This is a genomic window from Erwinia psychrophila (genome assembly GCF_039023475.1).
Lineage (GTDB): Bacteria > Pseudomonadota > Gammaproteobacteria > Enterobacterales > Enterobacteriaceae > Erwinia.
In genome coordinates, this window is record NZ_JBCHVB010000006.1 from 88,119 (window position 1) to 106,111 (window position 17,993).

The window sequence follows — 17,993 nt, forward strand, 5'->3', positions numbered from 1 at the left end:
GCGCCGGGGAATAAAAAAGGCCGGACAAGTCCGGCCTGAGGGTTACTGGCTGAACGCGGCCTGGAATACGGCCACCAGCGCATCGTTTTGCGACTGGGTCAGCGAATGTCCTTTAGGATCGAGGAACTGCAGGCTGCTGCGGTTCTCAAGATCGCCCACCTGGAGCTTATAGTCTCCGTTAGGAAGCTCAGGATCTTTCGCGCCAAGTTCGTTCCAGGTGCTTTCACCCGGCGCCTTATAGGTCACGTTCAGGCTACCCTGAGAACGGTTACGGTCGGTTGCCTCCATGCCCACACGCTTGAGCGCCGCCGGCAGGCGTTCCCATACGGTGTTGAACGGCGCACGGACAATCAGGTTAGGCAGGCCGGTATCATCAGCGCCGCTCTGAACGTCCATCTGCGTGGCGCTGCGCTGCGCTGCTGCATTTTGACGGCTGGTTTCAATTTTATCCAGACCGGCACTCAGCACATTCAGCATCTGCGCGGTGTAGCGCTGCTGCTGAACCGGCGAGGTCACCGTTTTATTCTGCTGCTCAAGCTCCAGCAGTTTCACCGTCAGCGCCTGCTGATAGCCCTGCTGCTGCACGCTGATCTGATAGCGTCCCCGGTACTGATGATCTTCATCAGCGCGGCTCCACTCTACCCAGTCGGTAGTCAGCGTCTGGCTGGCATCCGTTTTGCTGGCGATCGGGTAATTCTGCGCCTGCACCACGTCCACCACCTGCGCCCACAGCCCCGCATTGCGGCTGTTATCAAGTAGCAGCACGCCAGAGTTGCCGGCAAACTGCGTGCGGGCACCGTTCACCAGCGCCAGAGGCTGTGCCGGTGGACGAATGTCCAGCTGCTTGCCGATGGCGCCTTTGCTGTTGACGGAAGGAACGTCATATTCCCCATTTTGCAGCGGCAGAATCATCCCCGCCGGCGCGCGCAAATCGCTTATATCAGCCGCTTCCAGATAGGATTCATCGCCGCTAACCTGGCGCTTATAGCGCTGATCGCTGGAACAGGCCGCCAGCAGCATCACCAAAGAAAGCCCCACCACTTTTGCTACCGTGGACTTTTGTACTGAGTAAGCCATTACTTCTCCCTAAATTTAAAGCAGACCTGCGTTTTTCAGTGCCTGCTCAACAACCGGACGACCGGCATCAGTCATCGGCGTCATGGGTAGACGCAGCGTATCGGTTGCAATTAATCCTAACTGTTTAGCCGCCCATTTTACCGGGACAGGATTAGGCTCGATAAATAACTTCTGATGCAGATGCATCAGACGCTGGTTAAGACGTCGCGCCTCCAGGAAATTGCCCTGTTGAGCCAGCCGGCACAGTTCGACCATTTCCCGCGCGGCGATGTTTGCCGTCACGGAGATGACGCCCTGCCCGCCCAGCTGCATGAAGTCCAGTGACGTAGCGTCATCGCCGCTGACCAGCACAAAATCTTCATCAACCAGCTCTTGGATCTGACTAACCCGCGATAAGTTCCCGGTGGCCTCTTTAATTCCGATAATATTTTTGATCTTAGCCAGCCGGCCAACGGTTTCCGGCAGCATATCACAACCGGTGCGGGACGGGACGTTATAGAGCATTTGCGGCAGGGCGGTACTTTCCGCAATGGCCTTAAAGTGCTGATAAAGGCCTTCCTGAGTCGGGCGATTATAGTAAGGGGTGACGGTAAGGCAACCCACCACGCCGCTGTTTTCGAAGCGTTTAGTCAGTGAGATCCCTTCAGCGGTGGCGTTAGCGCCCGTGCCGGCAATCACCGGGATACGGCCATCGGCCAGCTCCAGCGTCATCATCACCACGTCGCCATGCTCTTCATGGCTTAAGGTAGCTGATTCACCCGTAGTCCCGACCGAGACGATTGCCGCCGTTCCGCTGGCAACATGATAATCAATCAGTTTTTTTAAACTCGCGCGGCAGACATACCCTTTGTCATCCATCGGCGTGACGAGCGCAACAATACTTCCCGTGAACATTAGCCATCCCCTCCCCAAACAAGTTCTTCATGGTAAGGTTTACGTCTGGTGAAAAGCAAGCAGACAAGGGCCTAAGCCCCCTTGGCATAGGGTATTTTTTATGTTTACCTTAGAGTTATCACAATTGCTAATCATCATGACGGACAGGAAGCATTATTTTGCCGCAGTCAGAGCAACATCATCTTGTTATCACCGCACTCGGCGTCGACCGCCCGGGGATCGTTAATACCATTACCCGTCATGTCAGCAGCTGCGGCTGTAATATTGAAGATAGCCGTCTCGCCATGCTGGGTGAGGAATTCACCTTCATTATGCTGCTGTCCGGCAGCTGGAACGCCATCACCTTAATCGAATCCACTCTGCCGCTGAAAGGCGCCGAACTTGAGCTGCTGATTGTGATGAAGCGCACTACCTTTTGTAAACGCCCGCCAATGCCCGCCACGGTCTGGGTCCAGGTTGAAGTGACCGATTCGGCGCATATTATTGAACGCTTCACCGACCTGTTTGATTCCCACCAGATGAATATTGCTGAGCTGGTCTCCCGAACCCAGCCCGCGCAAGAAAATCAGCCGCCTCTGCTCTATATTCAAATTACTGCCCACAGTCCGGCCAGCCACGATGCCTCATTTATCGAACAGGCATTTAACAGGCTATGTACAGAACTCCATGCGCAAGGCACTATTAGCGTGGTGACGTATCCACAGCATGATGAGAAAACGGAGAGTAGTGATGAATCCACTGAAAGCCGGTGATGTTGCACCGAAATTTAGCTTGCCCGACCAGGATGGCGAACAGGTTAATTTAACCGACTTCCAGGGACAGCGCGTTTTGGTTTACTTCTATCCAAAAGCGATGACGCCAGGCTGCACCGTTCAGGCGTGCGGTTTGCGTGACAGCATGGACGAGCTGAAAAAAGCGAATGTCGAGGTGTTAGGCGTCAGCACCGATAAACCCGAAAAGCTCTCTCGCTTCGTTGAGAAAGAGCTGCTCAACTTCACCTTACTCTCGGATGAAGATCATAAAGTCTGCGAGCAGTTTGGCATCTGGGGCGAAAAATCTTTTATGGGGAAAACCTATGACGGCATCCACCGCATCAGCTTTCTGATTGGTACGGATGGCAAAGTTGAAAAGGTCTTCGACGACTTCAAAACCGCCACCCACCACGATATCGTGATGGATTATCTGAAAGCGCTCTGATCCGCTGTCCGGGCGGAGTCGCCTCCGCCCTCTGTTATTCTTCCGGTTTCTTTCTTTCCGTATAAAGCTCGTCTGGCCACGCATGGACCACCGCTTTAATCAGCGTTGCCAGCGGAATGGCGAAAAAGACGCCCCAGAAGCCCCACAGCCCGCCGAAAATCACCACCGAGAGAATGATCACCAGCGGATGCAGGTTAACCGCTTCAGAAAAGAGGACCGGCACCAGCACGTTGCCATCCAGCGCCTGAATAATCAGATAAATAACGATCATCGTCCAGAAATCGCCGCCCAGCCCCCACTGCGCCAGCCCCACGCCGATCACCGGCACCGTCACCGCCAGCGCGCCCACGTAGGGGATCAGTACCGAGAACCCCACCAGCACGGCCAGCAGCAGCGCATAATTCATGCCGATAGCCAGAAAGCCTATCCAACTGGCGATGCCCACTACGATCATCTCCAGCACTTTGCCACGGATATAGTTGGAAACCTGCTGATTCATCTCCAGCCAGACCTCGCCCGCCAGCCCCCGATCGCGCGGCAGCACGCGGCTGATAGCCGCCAGCATCTGCGCTTTATCCTTCAGCAGGAAAAAGACCATCAGCGGCACCAGCACGAGATAGATCGCCAGCGTCATCAGCCCCACCAGCGAGGCGAGGGAATATTTCACCAGCTGATCGCCCAGCCCGCTCAGGCGGCTGCGCAGGTTTTCCACCACGATATCCACGATGCCCACGTCCATCAGGGTCGGGAAACGCTCCGGCAGCCGCGTGGCTGTCTTATAGAGTCGGGTCAGCATAGAGGGCAGTTCGTGGATCAGACTGATGCCCTGTTGCCAGGCGACGGGTGCCACGATCAGCACCATCACCAGCAGCACCGAGGCAAACAGGGTCAGCACAATGGCGGTCGCCCAGGTCCGCGAACAGCCCAGCCGCTCTAACCTGACCGTCGGCCACTCCAGCAGATAAGCGACAACCAGCGCCACCAGCAGCGGCGCCAGCAGGCCGTTAAAGAAAAATAAGATGGTAAAGGCGGCAAGCAGGATCGCCAGCAACGCAATCGCCTGAGGATCGCTGAAACGTCGGCGATACCACTGTAATAAGAGTTCCAGCATATCGATCATCCTTGCGTACTAAGGGGGAGAATTTACCTGATAGTGACCGGCGGCGGGCAAATGCGGCCGGTCATCCGGTCAGCCGGAATGGGATACCCTGTTCTTTTCAGCGGCAGCTGGCGGGCAGGTCACCACACGATTACGTCCGGCATTTTTTGCCTGGTAAAGTGCGTCATCGGCCTGCTTAAACACCCGCTCCATCGGTTCGCCTTTTGCGTCCCAGAACGCCACGCCTACCGAAATCGTAATGTTGCCAACGGTTTCCAGCTCGTGCTGCGCTACTTTCTGCCGTACGCGCTCCGCGATGGTCACGGCAATATCCCGCTGCGCGCCGGGCAGAATCATCAGAAACTCCTCACCACCGTTACGGCAGACCACGTCCGTCTGCCGGGAGCTGGTGCTTAACTGCTGCGCGACGCTTTTGATCACCTCGTCGCCCACGTTGTGTCCCCAGGTATCATTCACGCGCTTAAAATGGTCTATATCAAGCGCCAGCACGGCGAAGGGCTGCCGCGTGGCGAGAAAGTATTCCAGCACGGCGCTGAGTCCCCGGCGGTTCAGGAGTGAGGTTAAGGGATCGGTTTGTACTTCAAATTTTAGCTGACCGATTTTGTCCTGCAACAGACCGATGCCAGCCAGCATGGTCCGCTTAATCTGCAAAGCCTCATAGTACCAGGCGCGAATGCTGCTAATTTCTCCCGACACGCCAGGCGCATCCATCCGGCTCGCCTTACGCGCCAGCTGCCAGAGCGGCAGCGCAATCAGCCGCGCCAGAATCCATGCGCAGAGCAGCGTCAGCAGGGCAAAAGGAACGGAGTGCTGGAGCACTTTCATCAGCAGATTACTGAGCGGAGCCAGCGTGGTTTTCGTTGGCTTCAGCGCCACGACGGTCCAGCCCGGCGTGGGCACCGTGGCAAAGCCCGCCAGCATCGGCTCACCATTGATTTCGCCAACCTGCTGGTAGCCGTTGCTGCTTTTTTGCTTCAGCCGTTCAGAAACGATCGGCGCGATTTTTTGCCCAATCAGCTTACTGTTCTGATGATAAAGCACCCGGTTTTCATCATCCATCACAAAAAGCGACGAGCCGTCACGATAAAACTGCTCGCCTAAAAGCTCGTTCAGAATGCTTTTTTTCTTCAGGTAGATGGTCCCCCCCACAAAGCCCAGATAGCGGCCGGTTTTCGACCAGACCGGCGAGGAAACGAAGACCACCAGATTGTTGGCTGCAGACATGGCGGGCCTGCCGATCAGCGGCTTACGCGCTTTCAACGCCTCCTGAGTGCTGCTGCTGGTGAGCTGCATCCCTTTCAGCATCAGCGACTCCGGCGAGACCGCCTTCACCAAGCCTTTGGCATCAACAATTAGTACCGAATTAAAGCTGTTGGTTTGATTATCCAGGCGCTGCACTTCTCCGTGGGTCAATGCATCATCGTCGAGGCCCCCCTCCAGCAACTTTGCGCTCCAGGCGAGCTGGGATTGCGCCAGCTGGAAGAACATTTCCGTCGTGGAGGCCAGCTTGGTAGCATAGACACGGTTGGCCTCAAGCGTATTACCGATCAGCACTTCACGCTGCACCCGCCAGGTGGCATAAAGGGAGTTCGCCAGCGTAATGACGATGCTGGCCACGGCTAAAAGCGTGATAAGCGAACGCAAGTCCATCCTGGGGCGTTTTAGCCTCAGCATAGACTCACTCCGGTGCGTTTTTTCATAATGTAGCGCCTTGTTATTTTTTATGCGCGTTTAATACAAGTGTGCGGTGCTCCTGGTTCGAACGTGCTGGATTGTACACGTCCCAGTCATTTTGGGAATAATTTGCGGGGCGGAAAACCAATAATAATTTGATTTAATCTATCAATCCGTTGGCATCATAAAAGGGATAGGGCCCGTCGAAGCGATCGGCCACACACTGATGGGTGATGGTCCCCTGCTCCGGTAAGCACTGAACCATATTCTGCAGAACGCGGATTCTGTCAGAGAGCAGACGCTCACAGGCGGCCTGTTTGAACACGTTAGCTTTGTTGCCAAGCCCGATATTCCATCCTGCTATCGATTACTGTCGTGAGCCAATGCCGCCTGTCACCTTTTGCCGCTTTATTCCTGCTGCGGGCCGTTTCCTTCCTTATCGCCACTGGTTAAGATACCGTGCAGGGTGACGGGCTCAGAAACCCAGGCAGAACATTCAGGCAAGTTGCGGGTCAAACGAGGAGTTCATCAGGATGGGATTCAGTATGCTAAACCGGTTGAAGCAGTGCGCGCTGGCCTCGCTGATCGCCACGCTAACGCTCCCTACTCTGCCAGCGTTGGCTGACATCAGCGATAATCTGCCCGATATCGGCACCACGGCGGGCAGCACGCTCTCGGTCAATCAGGAGCTGGCGATGGGGGATTTTTACGTGCGTCAGCTGCGCGGTAGCGCCCCGCTGATTAACGATCCGCTGCTGAATGATTACATCAATCAGCTGGGGATGCGCCTGGTGAATCACGCCTGGTCGGTCAAAACCCCGTTCCACTTTTTTCTGATCCGCAACGATCAGATTAACGCCTTCGCCTTCTTCGGCGGCAACGTGGTGCTTCACTCAGCCCTGTTTCGCTACGCCGACAATGAAAGCCAGCTAGCCTCGGTCATCGCGCACGAAATTTCCCACGTCACGCAGCGACATCTGGCCCGCGCGATGGAAGAACAGCAGCGCAACGCGCCCCTGACCTGGGTAGGCGCGCTGGGCTCAATCCTGCTGGCGATGGCCAGCCCGCAGGCCGGTATGGCGGCGCTGAGCGGCACGCTGGCAGGCGCCCAGCAGGGGATCATCAGCTTTACCCAGCAAAATGAGCAGGAAGCTGACCGCATCGGCATCCAGGTGCTGCAACGTGCCGGCTTCGACCCCGAGGCGATGCCCAACTTTCTGCAAAAGCTGGCCGACCAGTCCCGCTTTTCATCCAAACCGCCGGAAATTCTGCTGACCCACCCCCTGCCCGACAGCCGTCTGTCCGACGCCCGCAACCGCGCCAACCAGATGAAGCCGGTGGTGGTGCAGTCCTCTCAGGACTTTTACATGGCGAAGGTCCGGGCGCTGGGCATGTATTCCACCGGGCAAAATCAGCTGACGGACGATCTGCTGAACCAGCTGAGTAAAGGCAATACCCGCGAACAGGCCGCCGCGCAGTACGGCAAAGCGGTCCAGTTTCTGGAGGCGAAAAGCTTCGCCAACGCCAGGAAAATTATCGCGCCCCTGCTGGCTGCCCAGCCCGGCAACGTCTGGTATCTGGATATCATGACCGATATCGACATCGGCCTGAACCAGCCCCAGCGGGCTATCACCATGCTTAAGGCCGCGCGCGGAGCGGCTAATAGCCCGGTCGTTCAGCTCAACCTGGCTAACGCCTTGCTGGTCGCGAAGCAGCCTGCCGAAGCGAGCAAGCTGCTTTACCGCTACACCTGGGCCCACAAGGAAGATCCTAACGGCTGGGACTTGCTGGCGCAGGCTTCAGCGGCCCAGGGGCTGAGCGATGAGGAACAGGCCGCCAGAGCTGAAGGCCTTGCGCTTAATGGTCAGCTCGATCAGGCGATCCGCAGTCTGATTAACGCCAGCGCCGACGTACCGCTTCGCAGCCTGAAGCAGGCCCGCTACGACGCTCGCATCGATCAGCTGCGTCAGCTTCAGGCACGCTTCCGTCAGTATCAGAAATCATAAAGGAACCGGTATGACTACCGTCAGGATCTATCACAACCCGCGCTGCTCAAAAAGTCGTGAGACTCTCGCTCTGCTGAGGGAAAAAGGCGTGGAGCCGGAGATTGTGCTTTATCTGGAGACGCCGCCCGATGCGGCAACGCTGCAGGATTTAGTGGAAAAGCTGGGGTTTAGCTCAGCCAGGGAGATGATGCGCACCAAAGAGCCGCTTTATCGCTCCCTGAATTTAGGTGATAACAGCGTCAGCGAGGCCACGCTGCTGGCGGCGATGGCTACCCATCCCGCGCTGATAGAGCGTCCAGTAGTGGTCGCTAAAGGTAAAGCCCGGCTGGGCCGTCCGCCGGAGCAGGTACTCACGATCCTTCAGGACGCATAGCGCGCAGCCCGTCGGGCTACAGATCCAGCGCCTCTTTGACAAAAGGAATGGTCAGCTTACGCTGGGCGCTGATCGAGGCGCGATCGAGTTTATCCAGCGTCTCAAACAGCGTACGCATCTCCCGGTCGAGCCTTTTCAGCAGAAAGCGCCCCACATCTTCCGGCAGCTCAAATCCGCGCAGCCTGGCGCGAAGCTGGAGCGCCTGAAGTTTGTCATCGTCCGAGAGCGGCTGCAGCCGGTAGATCTGGCCCCAGTCCAGCCGGGAGGCGAGATCGGCCAGCTTCAGATTAAGCTGGCGGGGAGGACGATCTCCGGTGATCAGCAGGCGGGTTTTGCCCGTTTCAAGAATGCGGTTATAGAGATCGAAGATCGCCATTTCCCACATTTCATCCCCGGCGATGCACTCAATATTATCGATGCAGATCAGCGCCAGCTGTTCCATACCGTCAAGCACTTCGGGTACGAACCAGGTCCGCTTGTCGAGCGGCACGTAGCCCACCGCCTCGCCGAGCGCGGAAAGTTCAGCGCAGGCGGCATGCAGAAGGTGGCTGCGGCCGCCGCCTTCGCGGGACCAGACATAAAAATAGCTGCCGTGCTCCTGAAACAGCGCGTTTCTCAGGGCCGCAACGAGCGAAGGATTCTCTCCCGGCCAGAAGCTGGCGAAGGTTTCGTCATCGGGCAAATAAAGTGGCAGTGACAGCTGTGCCGGAGTGTTCAGAAGCACCTCAGTAGTGATCGGGCAAAATCCGGCGGAAGTTTATCACACCTTGATTGGGTTAATAAACGAAGGCCGGATCTGCCCGGCGATCAGTCGCGATCCTGCGGATCGAGAATGGTTTCTTCCGGCCGGATCAGGCTAATCAGCTTAAAGATCAGGCTGAGCGAAATCCCGACGATGGTGGCCAGCGCCATGCCTTTCAGCTCCGCCGCACCAATATGCACCGTCGCGCCGCTGACGCCAATAATCAGGATCACCGAGGTGAGAATCAGGTTTTGCGCTTTGTTGTAGTCCACTTTGGACTCAATCAGCACGCGAATACCTGAGGCACCAATCACGCCATACAGCAGCAGCGACACGCCGCCCATAACCGGTACAGGAACCGCCTGGATCGCCGCCGCGAGCTTGCCCACACAGGAAAGCAGGATCGCCAGGATTGCCGCGCCGCCAATCACCCAGGTACTGTAGACACGGGTAATGGCCATCACCCCGATATTCTCGCCGTAGGTGGTGTTGGGTGTGGAACCGAAAAAGCCGGAAAAGATGGTAGAGATCCCGTTAGCGAACATCGACCGGTGCAGCCCTGGATCTTTCAGCAGATCTTTCTTGACGATATTAGCCGTCACCACAAGGTGCCCGACATGCTCGGCAATGACCACCAGCGCGGCGGGAAGGATGGTCAGCATTGCATACCATTCAAAGCGCGGCGTATAAAAGGTGGGTAAGGCGAACCAGGGTGCAGCGACGACCGGGGCCCAGTCCACAATGCCCATCAGCCAGGAGAGCGCGTAGCCCGCCAGCACGCCGACCAGGATAGGAATAATGGCCAGGAAGCCGCGGAACAGCACCGATCCAAACACCGTAACGGCCAGCGTCACCATCGAAATGGTAATGGTTGTGCCATCGACCGCCGCGCCATTTGCCGGCAGCAGCCCGGCCATATTCGCCGCCACGCCCGCCAGCTCCAGGCCGATCACCGCCACGATGGCGCCCATCGCCGCCGGGGGAAACATCACGTCCAGCCAGCCCGTTCCGGCTTTCTTAACGATTAAAGCCACCAGGCAGAACAGCACGCCGCAAAGGATGAACCCGCCCAGCGCGACCTCATAGCCCAGCGGCAGCAGCAGCAGCACGGGTGAGATAAAGGCAAAGCTGGAGCCGAGATAGGCCGGAATTTTCCCTTTGCAGATAAACAGATAGAGCAGCGTGCCGATGCCGTTGAACAGCAGTACGGTGGCGGGATTAATATGGAACAGGATAGGCACCAGCACCGTCGCGCCGAACATGGCAAACAGATGCTGGAAGCTGAGTGGAATGGTTTGCAGCAGCGGTGGCCGCTCGCTAACGCCAATAGCGCGACGCGTCATAATATCCTCTTTATTTTACCCAATAAAAAGCCGACGCTGCGGTCGGCTTAAGACGTAATCATTTACCTGTTTAACCCGTAAAGACGGATTAGCGGTTTTAGTCCAGCCGTTATCGTCGCCGTCAGTCTGGCCCCTGACAGCACACAGGAAGCGCAGCGTACGCAAAGTCCGTGAGGATTATTCGCGTTGCTCGCCCTGCGGACCGTATTGCAGACGTTCAAAATGCTAAAGCATCCTGTCCGGGCGCTACCGGGATTCAAAAGGGCAAGTAAGACAGGCTGGATCATGCTTATTTGGTACCGAAGATCTTATCGCCCGCGTCGCCAAGGCCCGGAATGATATAGCCCTTCTCATTCAGACCCTGATCCACCGAGGCGGTGTAGAGCTCTACGTCCGGATGCGCCTTCTCCAGCGCGGCGATCCCTTCCGGTGCCGCGACCAGCACCAGCACCTTGATACTGGTGCAGCCCGCTTTTTTCAGCAGGTCGATAGTGGCGATCATCGAACCGCCGGTGGCGAGCATCGGGTCCACTACCAGTGCCATACGCTCTTCAATATTGGAAACCAGCTTCTGGAAGTAAGGCACCGGCTCCAGCGTCTCTTCATCGCGGTAGACGCCAACCACGCTGATACGGGCGCTCGGTACGTGCTCCAGCACGCCTTCCATCATGCCCAGGCCCGCACGCAGGATCGGCACTACGGTAATCTTTTTACCCTTAATCTGCTCAATAGAGACAGGGCCGTTCCAGCCTTCGATGGTTACCGTCTCGGTTTCCAGATCGGAGGTCGCTTCATAAGTCAGCAGGCTTCCCACTTCAGAGGCAAGTTCACGAAAACGCTTGGTGCTTACGTCATGTTCACGCATCAGGCCCAGTTTATGTTTGACCAGCGGGTGTTTGACTTCCACGATCTTCATTCTTTTACTCCCGGAGTGTTAAGCTGCAAAAAAAAATCGCGAGATTATAGCGCCCTTTCTGCGCTACGCCATATCACTTAATGCAACTTCTGCAAAATCCTGCACTATTTAATAAGAATTGGCTAAAATTCAGCAATCCGCAATGCGTCAAAGAAGGCACTCGCAAACGTTTGCCTGCGCTGATAGAATTGCCGCGCTTTATACTAACCACCAACCGCAAACCGCGTGGGGATTTCGCAGTGACCGACAAAACCTCTCTCAGCTACAAAGACGCCGGCGTAGACATCGACGCGGGCAATGCGTTAGTCGATCGTATTAAGGGCGTGGTGAAAAAGACCCGTCGTCCGGAAGTGATGGGCGGACTGGGCGGTTTCGGCGCGCTTTGTGCGCTGCCGCAAAAATACCGCGAGCCCGTGCTGGTCTCCGGCACAGATGGCGTCGGCACCAAGCTGCGTCTCGCCATGGATTTGAAACGTCACGATACCATCGGTATCGATCTGGTTGCGATGTGCGTCAATGACCTGGTAGTACAGGGAGCCGAACCGCTTTTCTTCCTCGACTACTATGCGACCGGCAAGCTGGATGTGGATATCGCCGCCAGCGTGATTACCGGCATTGCGGAAGGCTGCTCGCAGTCCGGCTGCGCGCTGGTTGGCGGCGAGACCGCAGAAATGCCGGGGATGTATCACGGCGAAGATTATGACGTGGCGGGCTTCTGCGTCGGCGTGGTGGAAAAATCAGAAATCATTGACGGCAGTAAGGTTCAGGATGGCGACGTACTGATTGCCCTCGGCTCCAGCGGCCCTCACTCCAACGGTTACTCACTGGTGCGTAAGATTCTGGAGGTCAGCCAGACCGATCCGGAAACCACCCAGCTGGAAGGGAAACCGCTGGCGGATCACCTGCTCGCCCCAACCCGCATCTACGTAAAAAATATCCTCAGCCTGATTGAGCAGGTCGACGTTCACGCCATCTGTCACCTGACCGGCGGCGGCTTCTGGGAGAATATTCCCCGCGTGCTGCCGGAAAATACCCAGGCGGTGCTTTCCGAGTCGAGCTGGCAGTGGCCGGCCGTCTTCAGCTGGATGCAGCAGGCGGGCAACGTCAGCCGCTTTGAAATGTACCGTACCTTTAACTGCGGCGTCGGCATGGTCATTGCGCTTGGCGCCAGCGAAGCGGATAAAGCGATCCAGCTGATGCAGGACGCGGGCGAAACCGCCTGGAAAATCGGCACGATCAAAGCATCCAGCGCCGAAGAACGTGTGGTCATCAACGCATGAAGCGGCTGGTGGTGCTGATCTCCGGTCAGGGAAGCAACCTTGGGGCGCTCCTGAGCGCCTGTCAGCAGGGACGCATCCCCGGCAGCGTCGCCGCCGTGTTCAGCAATAAGGCGGACGCTTATGGCCTGACGCGGGCGCGTGAGGCGGGCGTTCCCGCCCACGCGCTGGCGGCCTCGCAGTTCGCCGATCGTGAAGCCTTCGATCGCCAGCTGATGCAGGAGATCGACGCTTACGCGCCCGACCTGGTGGTGCTGGCGGGCTATATGCGCATTCTCAGCCCTGCCTTTGTTGCACGCTATGCTGGCCGGATGCTGAATATCCACCCTTCCCTGCTGCCGAAGTATCCCGGTCTGCACACGCACCGTCAGGCGATCGAGAACGGTGACGAAGAGCACGGCACATCGGTGCACTTTGTCACCGACCAGCTTGATGGCGGACCGGTGATCCTTCAGGCGAAAGTGCCGGTATTTGCTGACGATACGGAAGATGAGGTCAATGCGCGCGTTCAGCATCAGGAGCACGCTATCTATCCGCTGGTGGTGGGATGGTTCCTGGAAGGCCGTCTGGCCATGCGTGACGATGCGGCCTGGCTGGATGGAATAAAGCTGCCGCCTGAAGGCCATGCCTGGGAGTGATCCCGGCCACGACGCTGACAGGCTCTCCGCTAAGGGTGAATCGCTGATTCACCCTTTTTTCAGCCGTAGCGCCCGGTAATGTAATCCTCAGTACGCCGCTGCTTCGGCGTGGTAAAGATCGCATCCGTTTCATCAAACTCCACCACGCTTCCCTGATGCATAAACGCCGTGTAATCAGAAACCCGCGCCGCCTGCTGCATATTGTGCGTCACCAGAATCAGCGTGAAGTGTTGCTTCAGCGTACTCATCAACTCTTCTATCACCAGCGTGGAGATTGGGTCCAGCGCTGAGGTCGGTTCGTCGAGCAGCAGCACTTCCGGCTCAATGGCAATCGCTCTGGCGATCACCAGCCGCTGCTGCTGGCCGCTGGAAAGGGTCAGCGCATTCTGCCAGAGGTTATCTTTCACCTCGCCCCACAGCGCCGCCGCGCGCAGCGCCCGCTCCACCGTCTCATCCAGCACGCGACGATCGCGTACGCCCTGCAAGCGCAGCCCGTAGACCACGTTTTCATAAATCGTTTTTGGAAAGGGATTCGGGCGCTGGAAAACCATGCCGACCCGGCGGCGAAGCGCGGCCAGATCCTGGCGCGGATTGAGGATTGATTCACCATTCAGCAAAATATTGCCCTCCGTCCGGCAGCCATCGATCAGATCGTTCATGCGGTTAACGCAGCGCAGCAGCGTCGATTTGCCGCAGCCGGAAGGGCCAATCAGGGCGGTGACCCGGTTTTTCGGCACCGCCATGCTGATACCGTTCAGCGCCTGTTTATCGCCATACCACAGCGAAAGGTTTTCCAGCACCAGGGCTCTTTCCAGATCGTCAGGCATTACAGTTCTCTCACAGTCAGGTTCAGTTCATCAGGGCGCGATAACGCTCGCGCAGGCGGTGGCGAAGCCCCATCGCCAGCAGATTGAGCGACAAAATAATCAGGACCAGCAGCAGCGCGGTGGCGAAGACCAGTGGCCGATCCGCCTGGGCGTCCGGGCTCTGAAAGGCCAGATCGTAAATCTGGAACCCAAGGTGCATAAATTTACGGTCAAGATGCAGATAGGGGAAGACGGCATCTACCGGCAGCTCCGGCACCATTTTCACCACGCCCACCAGCATCAGCGGCGCCGTTTCGCCCGCCGCCCGTGCAACGGCCAGGATCAGGCCGGTGAGCATCGCCGGTACCGCCAGCGGCAGCGTGACGTGCCACAGCGTTTCCGCCCACGTCGCGCCGAGCGCCAGTGAACCCTGCCGCAGCGACGGGGGAATGCGCGACAGCCCCTCTTCGGTGGCGACAATCACTACCGGCAGCGTCAGCAGCGCCAGCGTCAGCGACGCCCAGAGCAGCCCCGGCGTGCCAAAGGTTGGCGCAGGTAAGGAGGAGGAAAAGAAGAGCTTGTCCAGGCTTCCGCCTATCAGCCAGACAAAAAAGCCCAGGCCAAAGACGCCGTAAACGATGGAAGGCACGCCCGCCAGATTCACCACGGCAATGCGCACTAGCCGGGTTATCAGGCCGTTCCCGGCATATTCATGCAGCCAGATGGCGGCAATAACGCCCAGCGGCATCACGACGATCGACATCAGCAGCACCATCAGCACCGTGCCGAAAATGGCCGGAAATACGCCGCTGTTCCCAAGGCTGTCGCCGGGTGAGTTGCTGACAAAATGCCAGAGCTGTCGGGCAAAGTGCTGCCACTTTTCGCCGTAGCTCATAGTGTTGGGTGACCAGGCGGCCAGGATCTGGTTAAGCGGGATCTGATGTTGCTGTCCATTGACGTCGCGCAGAACCAGTACCGTACGCTCGATTTCACCGCCCAGCTCCTGCAATTGCTGGGCGCGCTGGGTAAACTGGCGCTGTAGTTCCGCGTTGTCCGCCTGGTAAATCGATTCTGCCTGAGCGCTGTATTCCCCCGCGCTCTGTAACTGCTGGCGCTGTAACGCCAGCTTGCGCATCTCGCTGTTAAGGCGAGCCATGCTGACCTGGCGCAGCCTGTCGGCCTCCGCCTGCCGCTCACGGGTCTGTTTAATGCGATCCTGGAGCGTCAGCGCCAGATCTTTCGCCACCAGCGGCTGCCCCTTCTCCAGCAGGCCATCAAACCAGCCGTAGGCCATGCCGCCCACGCGTCTTTGCAGGACGATCGCGCCCGCAGGCCGCTCCCGCTGAATAATGCGGCTGCTGAGCACGCTGTGAAAATCGGATTTGGCAAAATCCCGGTTGCCGGTTTTGATCAGATAGCGCTTAACCTCATCCGGCAGCGCCTCCGCGTCAGGCATGCCGCTGGCTGCCAGCCGCTCCCGCGAGACGACCTGCGACTGGACGATTTCCCCCAGTAGCTGTGTCGAACCGACCGGTTGCTGAAGGGTAAAAAGCGTGACGGGATGCGGCCAGAAATAGCGCAGCCCCTGCCAGCCCAGCAGGGCTATCAGCAGCGTAAAGGCGAGCAGGCTGACCGCAACGGCTCCGCCCGTCAGCCAGCGCCAGCGATCGTTTTTGCTGGCTGCGCTCATCCCTGTCCCTCCTGCTGACCATAACGTCGGCGCAGCCGCTGGCGGATTAGTTCGGCCAGCGTGTTGACGATAAGCGTGAAGATCAGCAGTACCAGCGCGCTTAAAAACAGAACGCGGTAGTGCCCGCTACCGGCGGCCGCTTCCGGCATCTCAATCGCCACGTTAGCCGCCAGGCTGCGCACGCCCTCAAACAGGCCGCCTTCAGTGACGGGGGTGTTACCGGTTGCCATCAGCACAATCATCGTTTCTCCCAGCGCCCGGCCAAAACCGATCATCAGCGCGGCAAAGATCCCGGCAGAGGCGCCGGGCAGTACGACCCGCGTCAGCGTCTGCCAGGGCGTGGCGCCCAGCGCCAGCGATCCCTGTCCCAGCGAAGCGGGAACGCTGAAGATCGCATCTTCCGCCAGGGTAAAGATCAGCGGCACCAGCGCAAAGCCCATCGCCACGCCAGCGATCAGCAGATTGCGCTGCTGGTAATCGCCCAGCCGGTCGGCCAGCCGCTCGCTGAAAAGAAGGTGCTCAATCGACGGCAGCAGCCACAGGCAAAAGAGCGCCACCAGCAATAGCAGCGGCAGCAGCAGCCAGATTTCACGTCCCTCCGCGCAAAGACGTCTGCGCCAGATCGGCGGCAGCCGCTGTGAGGCCCAGCCGCAGAAAAGCAGTACGCCAGCCAGCGCCAGCGGAAGCAGCAGCACGCCCAGCAGCCGGTCCGCCAGCTGTGGCGCCAGCCACAATCCGGCGATCAGACCGATCACCACGCTGGGCAACGCGCCCATCATCTCAATGGCCGGTTTAACCCAGCGGCGCAGCCCTGGTGCCATAAACCAGGCGGTATACATCGCCGCGGCCAGCGCCAGCGGCGTGGCGAACAGCATCGCCAGCGCGGCCGCTTTCAGCGTGCCCACCACCACCGGCACCAGGCTGAATTTCCCCTGATAATCGTCGTTCGCCGAGGTGGACTGCCAGACATAATCCGGCGCAGGATAGTGCTCGTACCATACCTTTTGCCAGAGGCTTTGCCAGCTGATATCTGGCCAGGGATTAGCAAGCCCTAAATGCTCCCAGTGGCCCTGCCGTTCAACCAGCAGCCCGTCGCCGCGTGGCGCAAAAACGGCATTCAGTACGCCAGGCGCCAGCTGATGTGAGAAAATCGCGCCCTGCTGTTTACTGGCAAAGAGCGACAGCGCGCCCGCCTCGCTTAGCGTGGCAAAGACGCGGCGGTGCGCCTCGCTGAACAGCTGAGGTCCGCCGGAGGAGCCGGTAAAATAGCGAATCTGCCGCAGGTGCGGGCCGGTTTCCGTGGCGATATCGAACCACTGGGCGATGCCCTTTTCATCCGCGATCAGCAGCGAGCTGCCGCCGCTGAGCAGGCCCATCGTTTTCGGTGACTGGGTCAGCGTATGCGTGTCACGCAGCGACAGCCCCTCAGGGGTTATTCGCCATACGCGTAACGTGTTTGCCGACAGGGCAAAAAGCAGCCTGCCGTCAGGTGTCAGCAGCAGCTGCGTCACGCCGCTGGCGTTCACGCTGAAACTTAAAGGTGAGCGGGAAAGCTGGAATTGCTGAACCGTGATACGCTCAGGGTTAGCCTGTGCCACCAGCCATTTTTGCGCATCGGGACGGGCAAGGCTTAACGGCGCCGAACGCAGGGCCGGGGCCGCCAGCGGTCTGTCACCCAGCGGGAACTTCCAGCGTGGTTCAGTACCGTGAAAATCGGGTTCCACCAGCAACATGCCCGCTGCGCTGTTCAGCAGTATGCTACGGTTATCGGGCGTTATCGCAGCATCCGTGATGCTTCCGACCAAAGTTAGCGGCGCTGAAGAAGGCTGGCCCGCGAGAGGAATAAAGCTGCCCTCTCCGTGGTTATCAATGCGCCATCCCCACTGCTGTCCGGCATCCATACCCATCGCGATGGCAGGTCGCGTCTGGCTGAGGGCGATCGTCTGGCTGCTGCTGATGGCGGGCGAGGCAAACAGCGGCACGACAACCCAGATCAGCCAGACAAACAGCAGCAGCATAACCAGCAGGATCGCCAGCCCGCACGCCATTACCACACGCCGCGTCAGCCGATCGATAAACCGGCGGCGGCCGTCGTTAAACTGCGCGGGAATGGGGGTTGGGCTCATACTTCAGGTCGCTATCCGTTATGCCAGAAGCCGCTATGTTGCCCGTATGTGATTAATAAGACAATCAACAATGTCCGTTGGACTTTGTTGCCATACTCTCGCCATAATGAGGTG

16 protein-coding genes are annotated in these 17,993 nt (G+C 58.3%); 6 read left to right on the forward strand and 10 right to left on the reverse strand.

What is annotated here, in order from left to right; all coding sequences use genetic code 11:
* Positions 1-42 precede the first annotated feature (42 nt).
* Both bamC and dapA read right to left on the reverse strand, forming a co-directional pair.
* A complete protein-coding gene (gene bamC / locus AAH446_RS14905; RefSeq protein WP_342907470.1) occupies positions 43-1,077 on the reverse strand; it encodes an outer membrane protein assembly factor BamC in 1,035 nt (344 codons plus the stop codon).
* A 15-nt stretch (positions 1,078-1,092) separates the two neighbouring features.
* Positions 1,093-1,971, reverse strand: a complete 879-nt coding sequence (dapA, locus tag AAH446_RS14910) for a 4-hydroxy-tetrahydrodipicolinate synthase (protein WP_342907471.1) — start codon at positions 1,969-1,971, stop codon at positions 1,093-1,095.
* Positions 1,972-2,129: 158 nt separating this feature from the next.
* Between dapA and AAH446_RS14915 the strand changes: the two genes are divergently transcribed.
* Together AAH446_RS14915 and bcp are read left to right on the forward strand one after the other, a co-directional pair.
* The gene (locus AAH446_RS14915) at positions 2,130-2,723 is read left to right on the forward strand and encodes a glycine cleavage system transcriptional repressor (protein ID WP_342907472.1); all 594 of its coding nucleotides are present in this window, start codon (positions 2,130-2,132) and stop codon (positions 2,721-2,723) included.
* Positions 2,701-3,168: a thioredoxin-dependent thiol peroxidase gene (gene bcp, locus AAH446_RS14920; protein ID WP_342907473.1), complete on the forward strand. Its 468-nt coding sequence runs from the start codon at positions 2,701-2,703 to the stop codon at positions 3,166-3,168. Before AAH446_RS14915 ends, bcp begins: the two co-directional genes overlap by 23 nt.
* Positions 3,169-3,202: 34 nt before the next feature.
* Here bcp and AAH446_RS14925 read toward each other — a convergent pair whose 3' ends face one another.
* Both AAH446_RS14925 and AAH446_RS14930 read right to left on the reverse strand, forming a co-directional pair.
* A complete protein-coding gene (locus tag AAH446_RS14925) occupies positions 3,203-4,279 on the reverse strand; it encodes an AI-2E family transporter (protein WP_342907474.1) in 1,077 nt (358 codons plus the stop codon).
* Between the two features lie 78 nt (positions 4,280-4,357).
* Positions 4,358-5,962, reverse strand: coding sequence for a sensor domain-containing diguanylate cyclase (locus tag AAH446_RS14930; RefSeq protein ID WP_342907475.1), 1,605 nt, complete (start codon positions 5,960-5,962; stop codon positions 4,358-4,360).
* Between the two features lie 545 nt (positions 5,963-6,507).
* Between AAH446_RS14930 and bepA the strand changes: the two genes are divergently transcribed.
* On the forward strand, positions 6,508-7,968 hold the full coding sequence (gene bepA, locus AAH446_RS14935) for a beta-barrel assembly-enhancing protease (protein WP_342907476.1): 1,461 nt from the start codon (positions 6,508-6,510) through the stop codon (positions 7,966-7,968).
* A 10-nt stretch (positions 7,969-7,978) separates the two neighbouring features.
* Positions 7,979-8,341, forward strand: coding sequence for an arsenate reductase (glutaredoxin) (gene arsC, locus AAH446_RS14940; protein ID WP_342907477.1), 363 nt, complete (start codon positions 7,979-7,981; stop codon positions 8,339-8,341).
* Between the two features lie 16 nt (positions 8,342-8,357).
* On the opposite strand, the gene hda is transcribed toward arsC, so the two are convergent.
* The 3 genes from hda to upp all read right to left on the reverse strand — a co-directional run bounded on the left by hda (position 8,358) and on the right by upp (position 11,342).
* A complete protein-coding gene (gene hda, locus AAH446_RS14945) occupies positions 8,358-9,059 on the reverse strand; it encodes a DnaA inactivator Hda (RefSeq protein ID WP_342907618.1) in 702 nt (233 codons plus the stop codon).
* Between the two features lie 89 nt (positions 9,060-9,148).
* Positions 9,149-10,426 (reverse strand): uracil permease, encoded by a 1,278-nt coding sequence (gene uraA, locus AAH446_RS14950; protein ID WP_342907478.1) that lies wholly within the window; start codon positions 10,424-10,426, stop codon positions 9,149-9,151.
* Between the two features lie 289 nt (positions 10,427-10,715).
* Entirely contained in the window at positions 10,716-11,342 is a 627-nt protein-coding gene (gene upp, locus AAH446_RS14955) for a uracil phosphoribosyltransferase (RefSeq protein ID WP_342907479.1), read from the reverse strand.
* Between the two features lie 239 nt (positions 11,343-11,581).
* Between upp and purM the strand changes: the two genes are divergently transcribed.
* Both purM and purN read left to right on the forward strand, forming a co-directional pair.
* The gene (gene purM, locus AAH446_RS14960) at positions 11,582-12,622 is read left to right on the forward strand and encodes a phosphoribosylformylglycinamidine cyclo-ligase (protein ID WP_342907480.1); all 1,041 of its coding nucleotides are present in this window, start codon (positions 11,582-11,584) and stop codon (positions 12,620-12,622) included.
* Positions 12,619-13,257: a phosphoribosylglycinamide formyltransferase gene (gene purN / locus AAH446_RS14965; RefSeq protein ID WP_342907481.1), complete on the forward strand. Its 639-nt coding sequence runs from the start codon at positions 12,619-12,621 to the stop codon at positions 13,255-13,257. Before purM ends, purN begins: the two co-directional genes overlap by 4 nt.
* Before the next feature lie 59 nt (positions 13,258-13,316).
* Here purN and pstB read toward each other — a convergent pair whose 3' ends face one another.
* The 3 genes from pstB to AAH446_RS14980 are packed head-to-tail and all read right to left on the reverse strand — an operon-like array spanning position 13,317 to position 17,879.
* Positions 13,317-14,084, reverse strand: a complete 768-nt coding sequence (pstB, locus tag AAH446_RS14970) for a phosphate ABC transporter ATP-binding protein PstB (RefSeq protein ID WP_342907482.1) — start codon at positions 14,082-14,084, stop codon at positions 13,317-13,319.
* 22 nt (positions 14,085-14,106) lie between these two features.
* Positions 14,107-15,753 carry a phosphate ABC transporter permease PstA gene (gene pstA / locus AAH446_RS14975; RefSeq protein ID WP_342907483.1) on the reverse strand — a complete coding sequence of 549 codons (1,647 nt, stop codon included), beginning with the start codon at positions 15,751-15,753 and terminating at the stop codon, positions 14,107-14,109.
* The gene (locus AAH446_RS14980) at positions 15,750-17,879 is read right to left on the reverse strand and encodes an ABC transporter permease subunit (protein ID WP_342907484.1); all 2,130 of its coding nucleotides are present in this window, start codon (positions 17,877-17,879) and stop codon (positions 15,750-15,752) included. The genes pstA and AAH446_RS14980 overlap by 4 nt, the downstream gene beginning before the upstream one ends.
* Positions 17,880-17,993 lie beyond the last annotated feature (114 nt).

Coding starts and splice junctions, on each gene's coding strand:
- AAH446_RS14930 (WP_342907475.1), bottom strand. CDS start 5,962: ATGCTGAGGCTAAAACGCCCCAGGATGGACTTGCGTTCGCTTATCACG.
- bcp (WP_342907473.1), top strand. CDS start 2,701: ATGAATCCACTGAAAGCCGGTGATGTTGCACCGAAATTTAGCTTGCCC.
- pstA (WP_342907483.1), bottom strand. CDS start 15,753: ATGAGCGCAGCCAGCAAAAACGATCGCTGGCGCTGGCTGACGGGCGGA.
- bepA (WP_342907476.1), top strand. CDS start 6,508: ATGCTAAACCGGTTGAAGCAGTGCGCGCTGGCCTCGCTGATCGCCACG.
- pstB (WP_342907482.1), bottom strand. CDS start 14,084: ATGCCTGACGATCTGGAAAGAGCCCTGGTGCTGGAAAACCTTTCGCTG.
- arsC (WP_342907477.1), top strand. CDS start 7,979: ATGACTACCGTCAGGATCTATCACAACCCGCGCTGCTCAAAAAGTCGT.
- uraA (WP_342907478.1), bottom strand. CDS start 10,426: ATGACGCGTCGCGCTATTGGCGTTAGCGAGCGGCCACCGCTGCTGCAA.
- dapA (WP_342907471.1), bottom strand. CDS start 1,971: ATGTTCACGGGAAGTATTGTTGCGCTCGTCACGCCGATGGATGACAAA.
- bamC (WP_342907470.1), bottom strand. CDS start 1,077: ATGGCTTACTCAGTACAAAAGTCCACGGTAGCAAAAGTGGTGGGGCTT.
- upp (WP_342907479.1), bottom strand. CDS start 11,342: ATGAAGATCGTGGAAGTCAAACACCCGCTGGTCAAACATAAACTGGGC.
- AAH446_RS14925 (WP_342907474.1), bottom strand. CDS start 4,279: ATGCTGGAACTCTTATTACAGTGGTATCGCCGACGTTTCAGCGATCCT.
- AAH446_RS14980 (WP_342907484.1), bottom strand. CDS start 17,879: ATGAGCCCAACCCCCATTCCCGCGCAGTTTAACGACGGCCGCCGCCGG.
- purN (WP_342907481.1), top strand. CDS start 12,619: ATGAAGCGGCTGGTGGTGCTGATCTCCGGTCAGGGAAGCAACCTTGGG.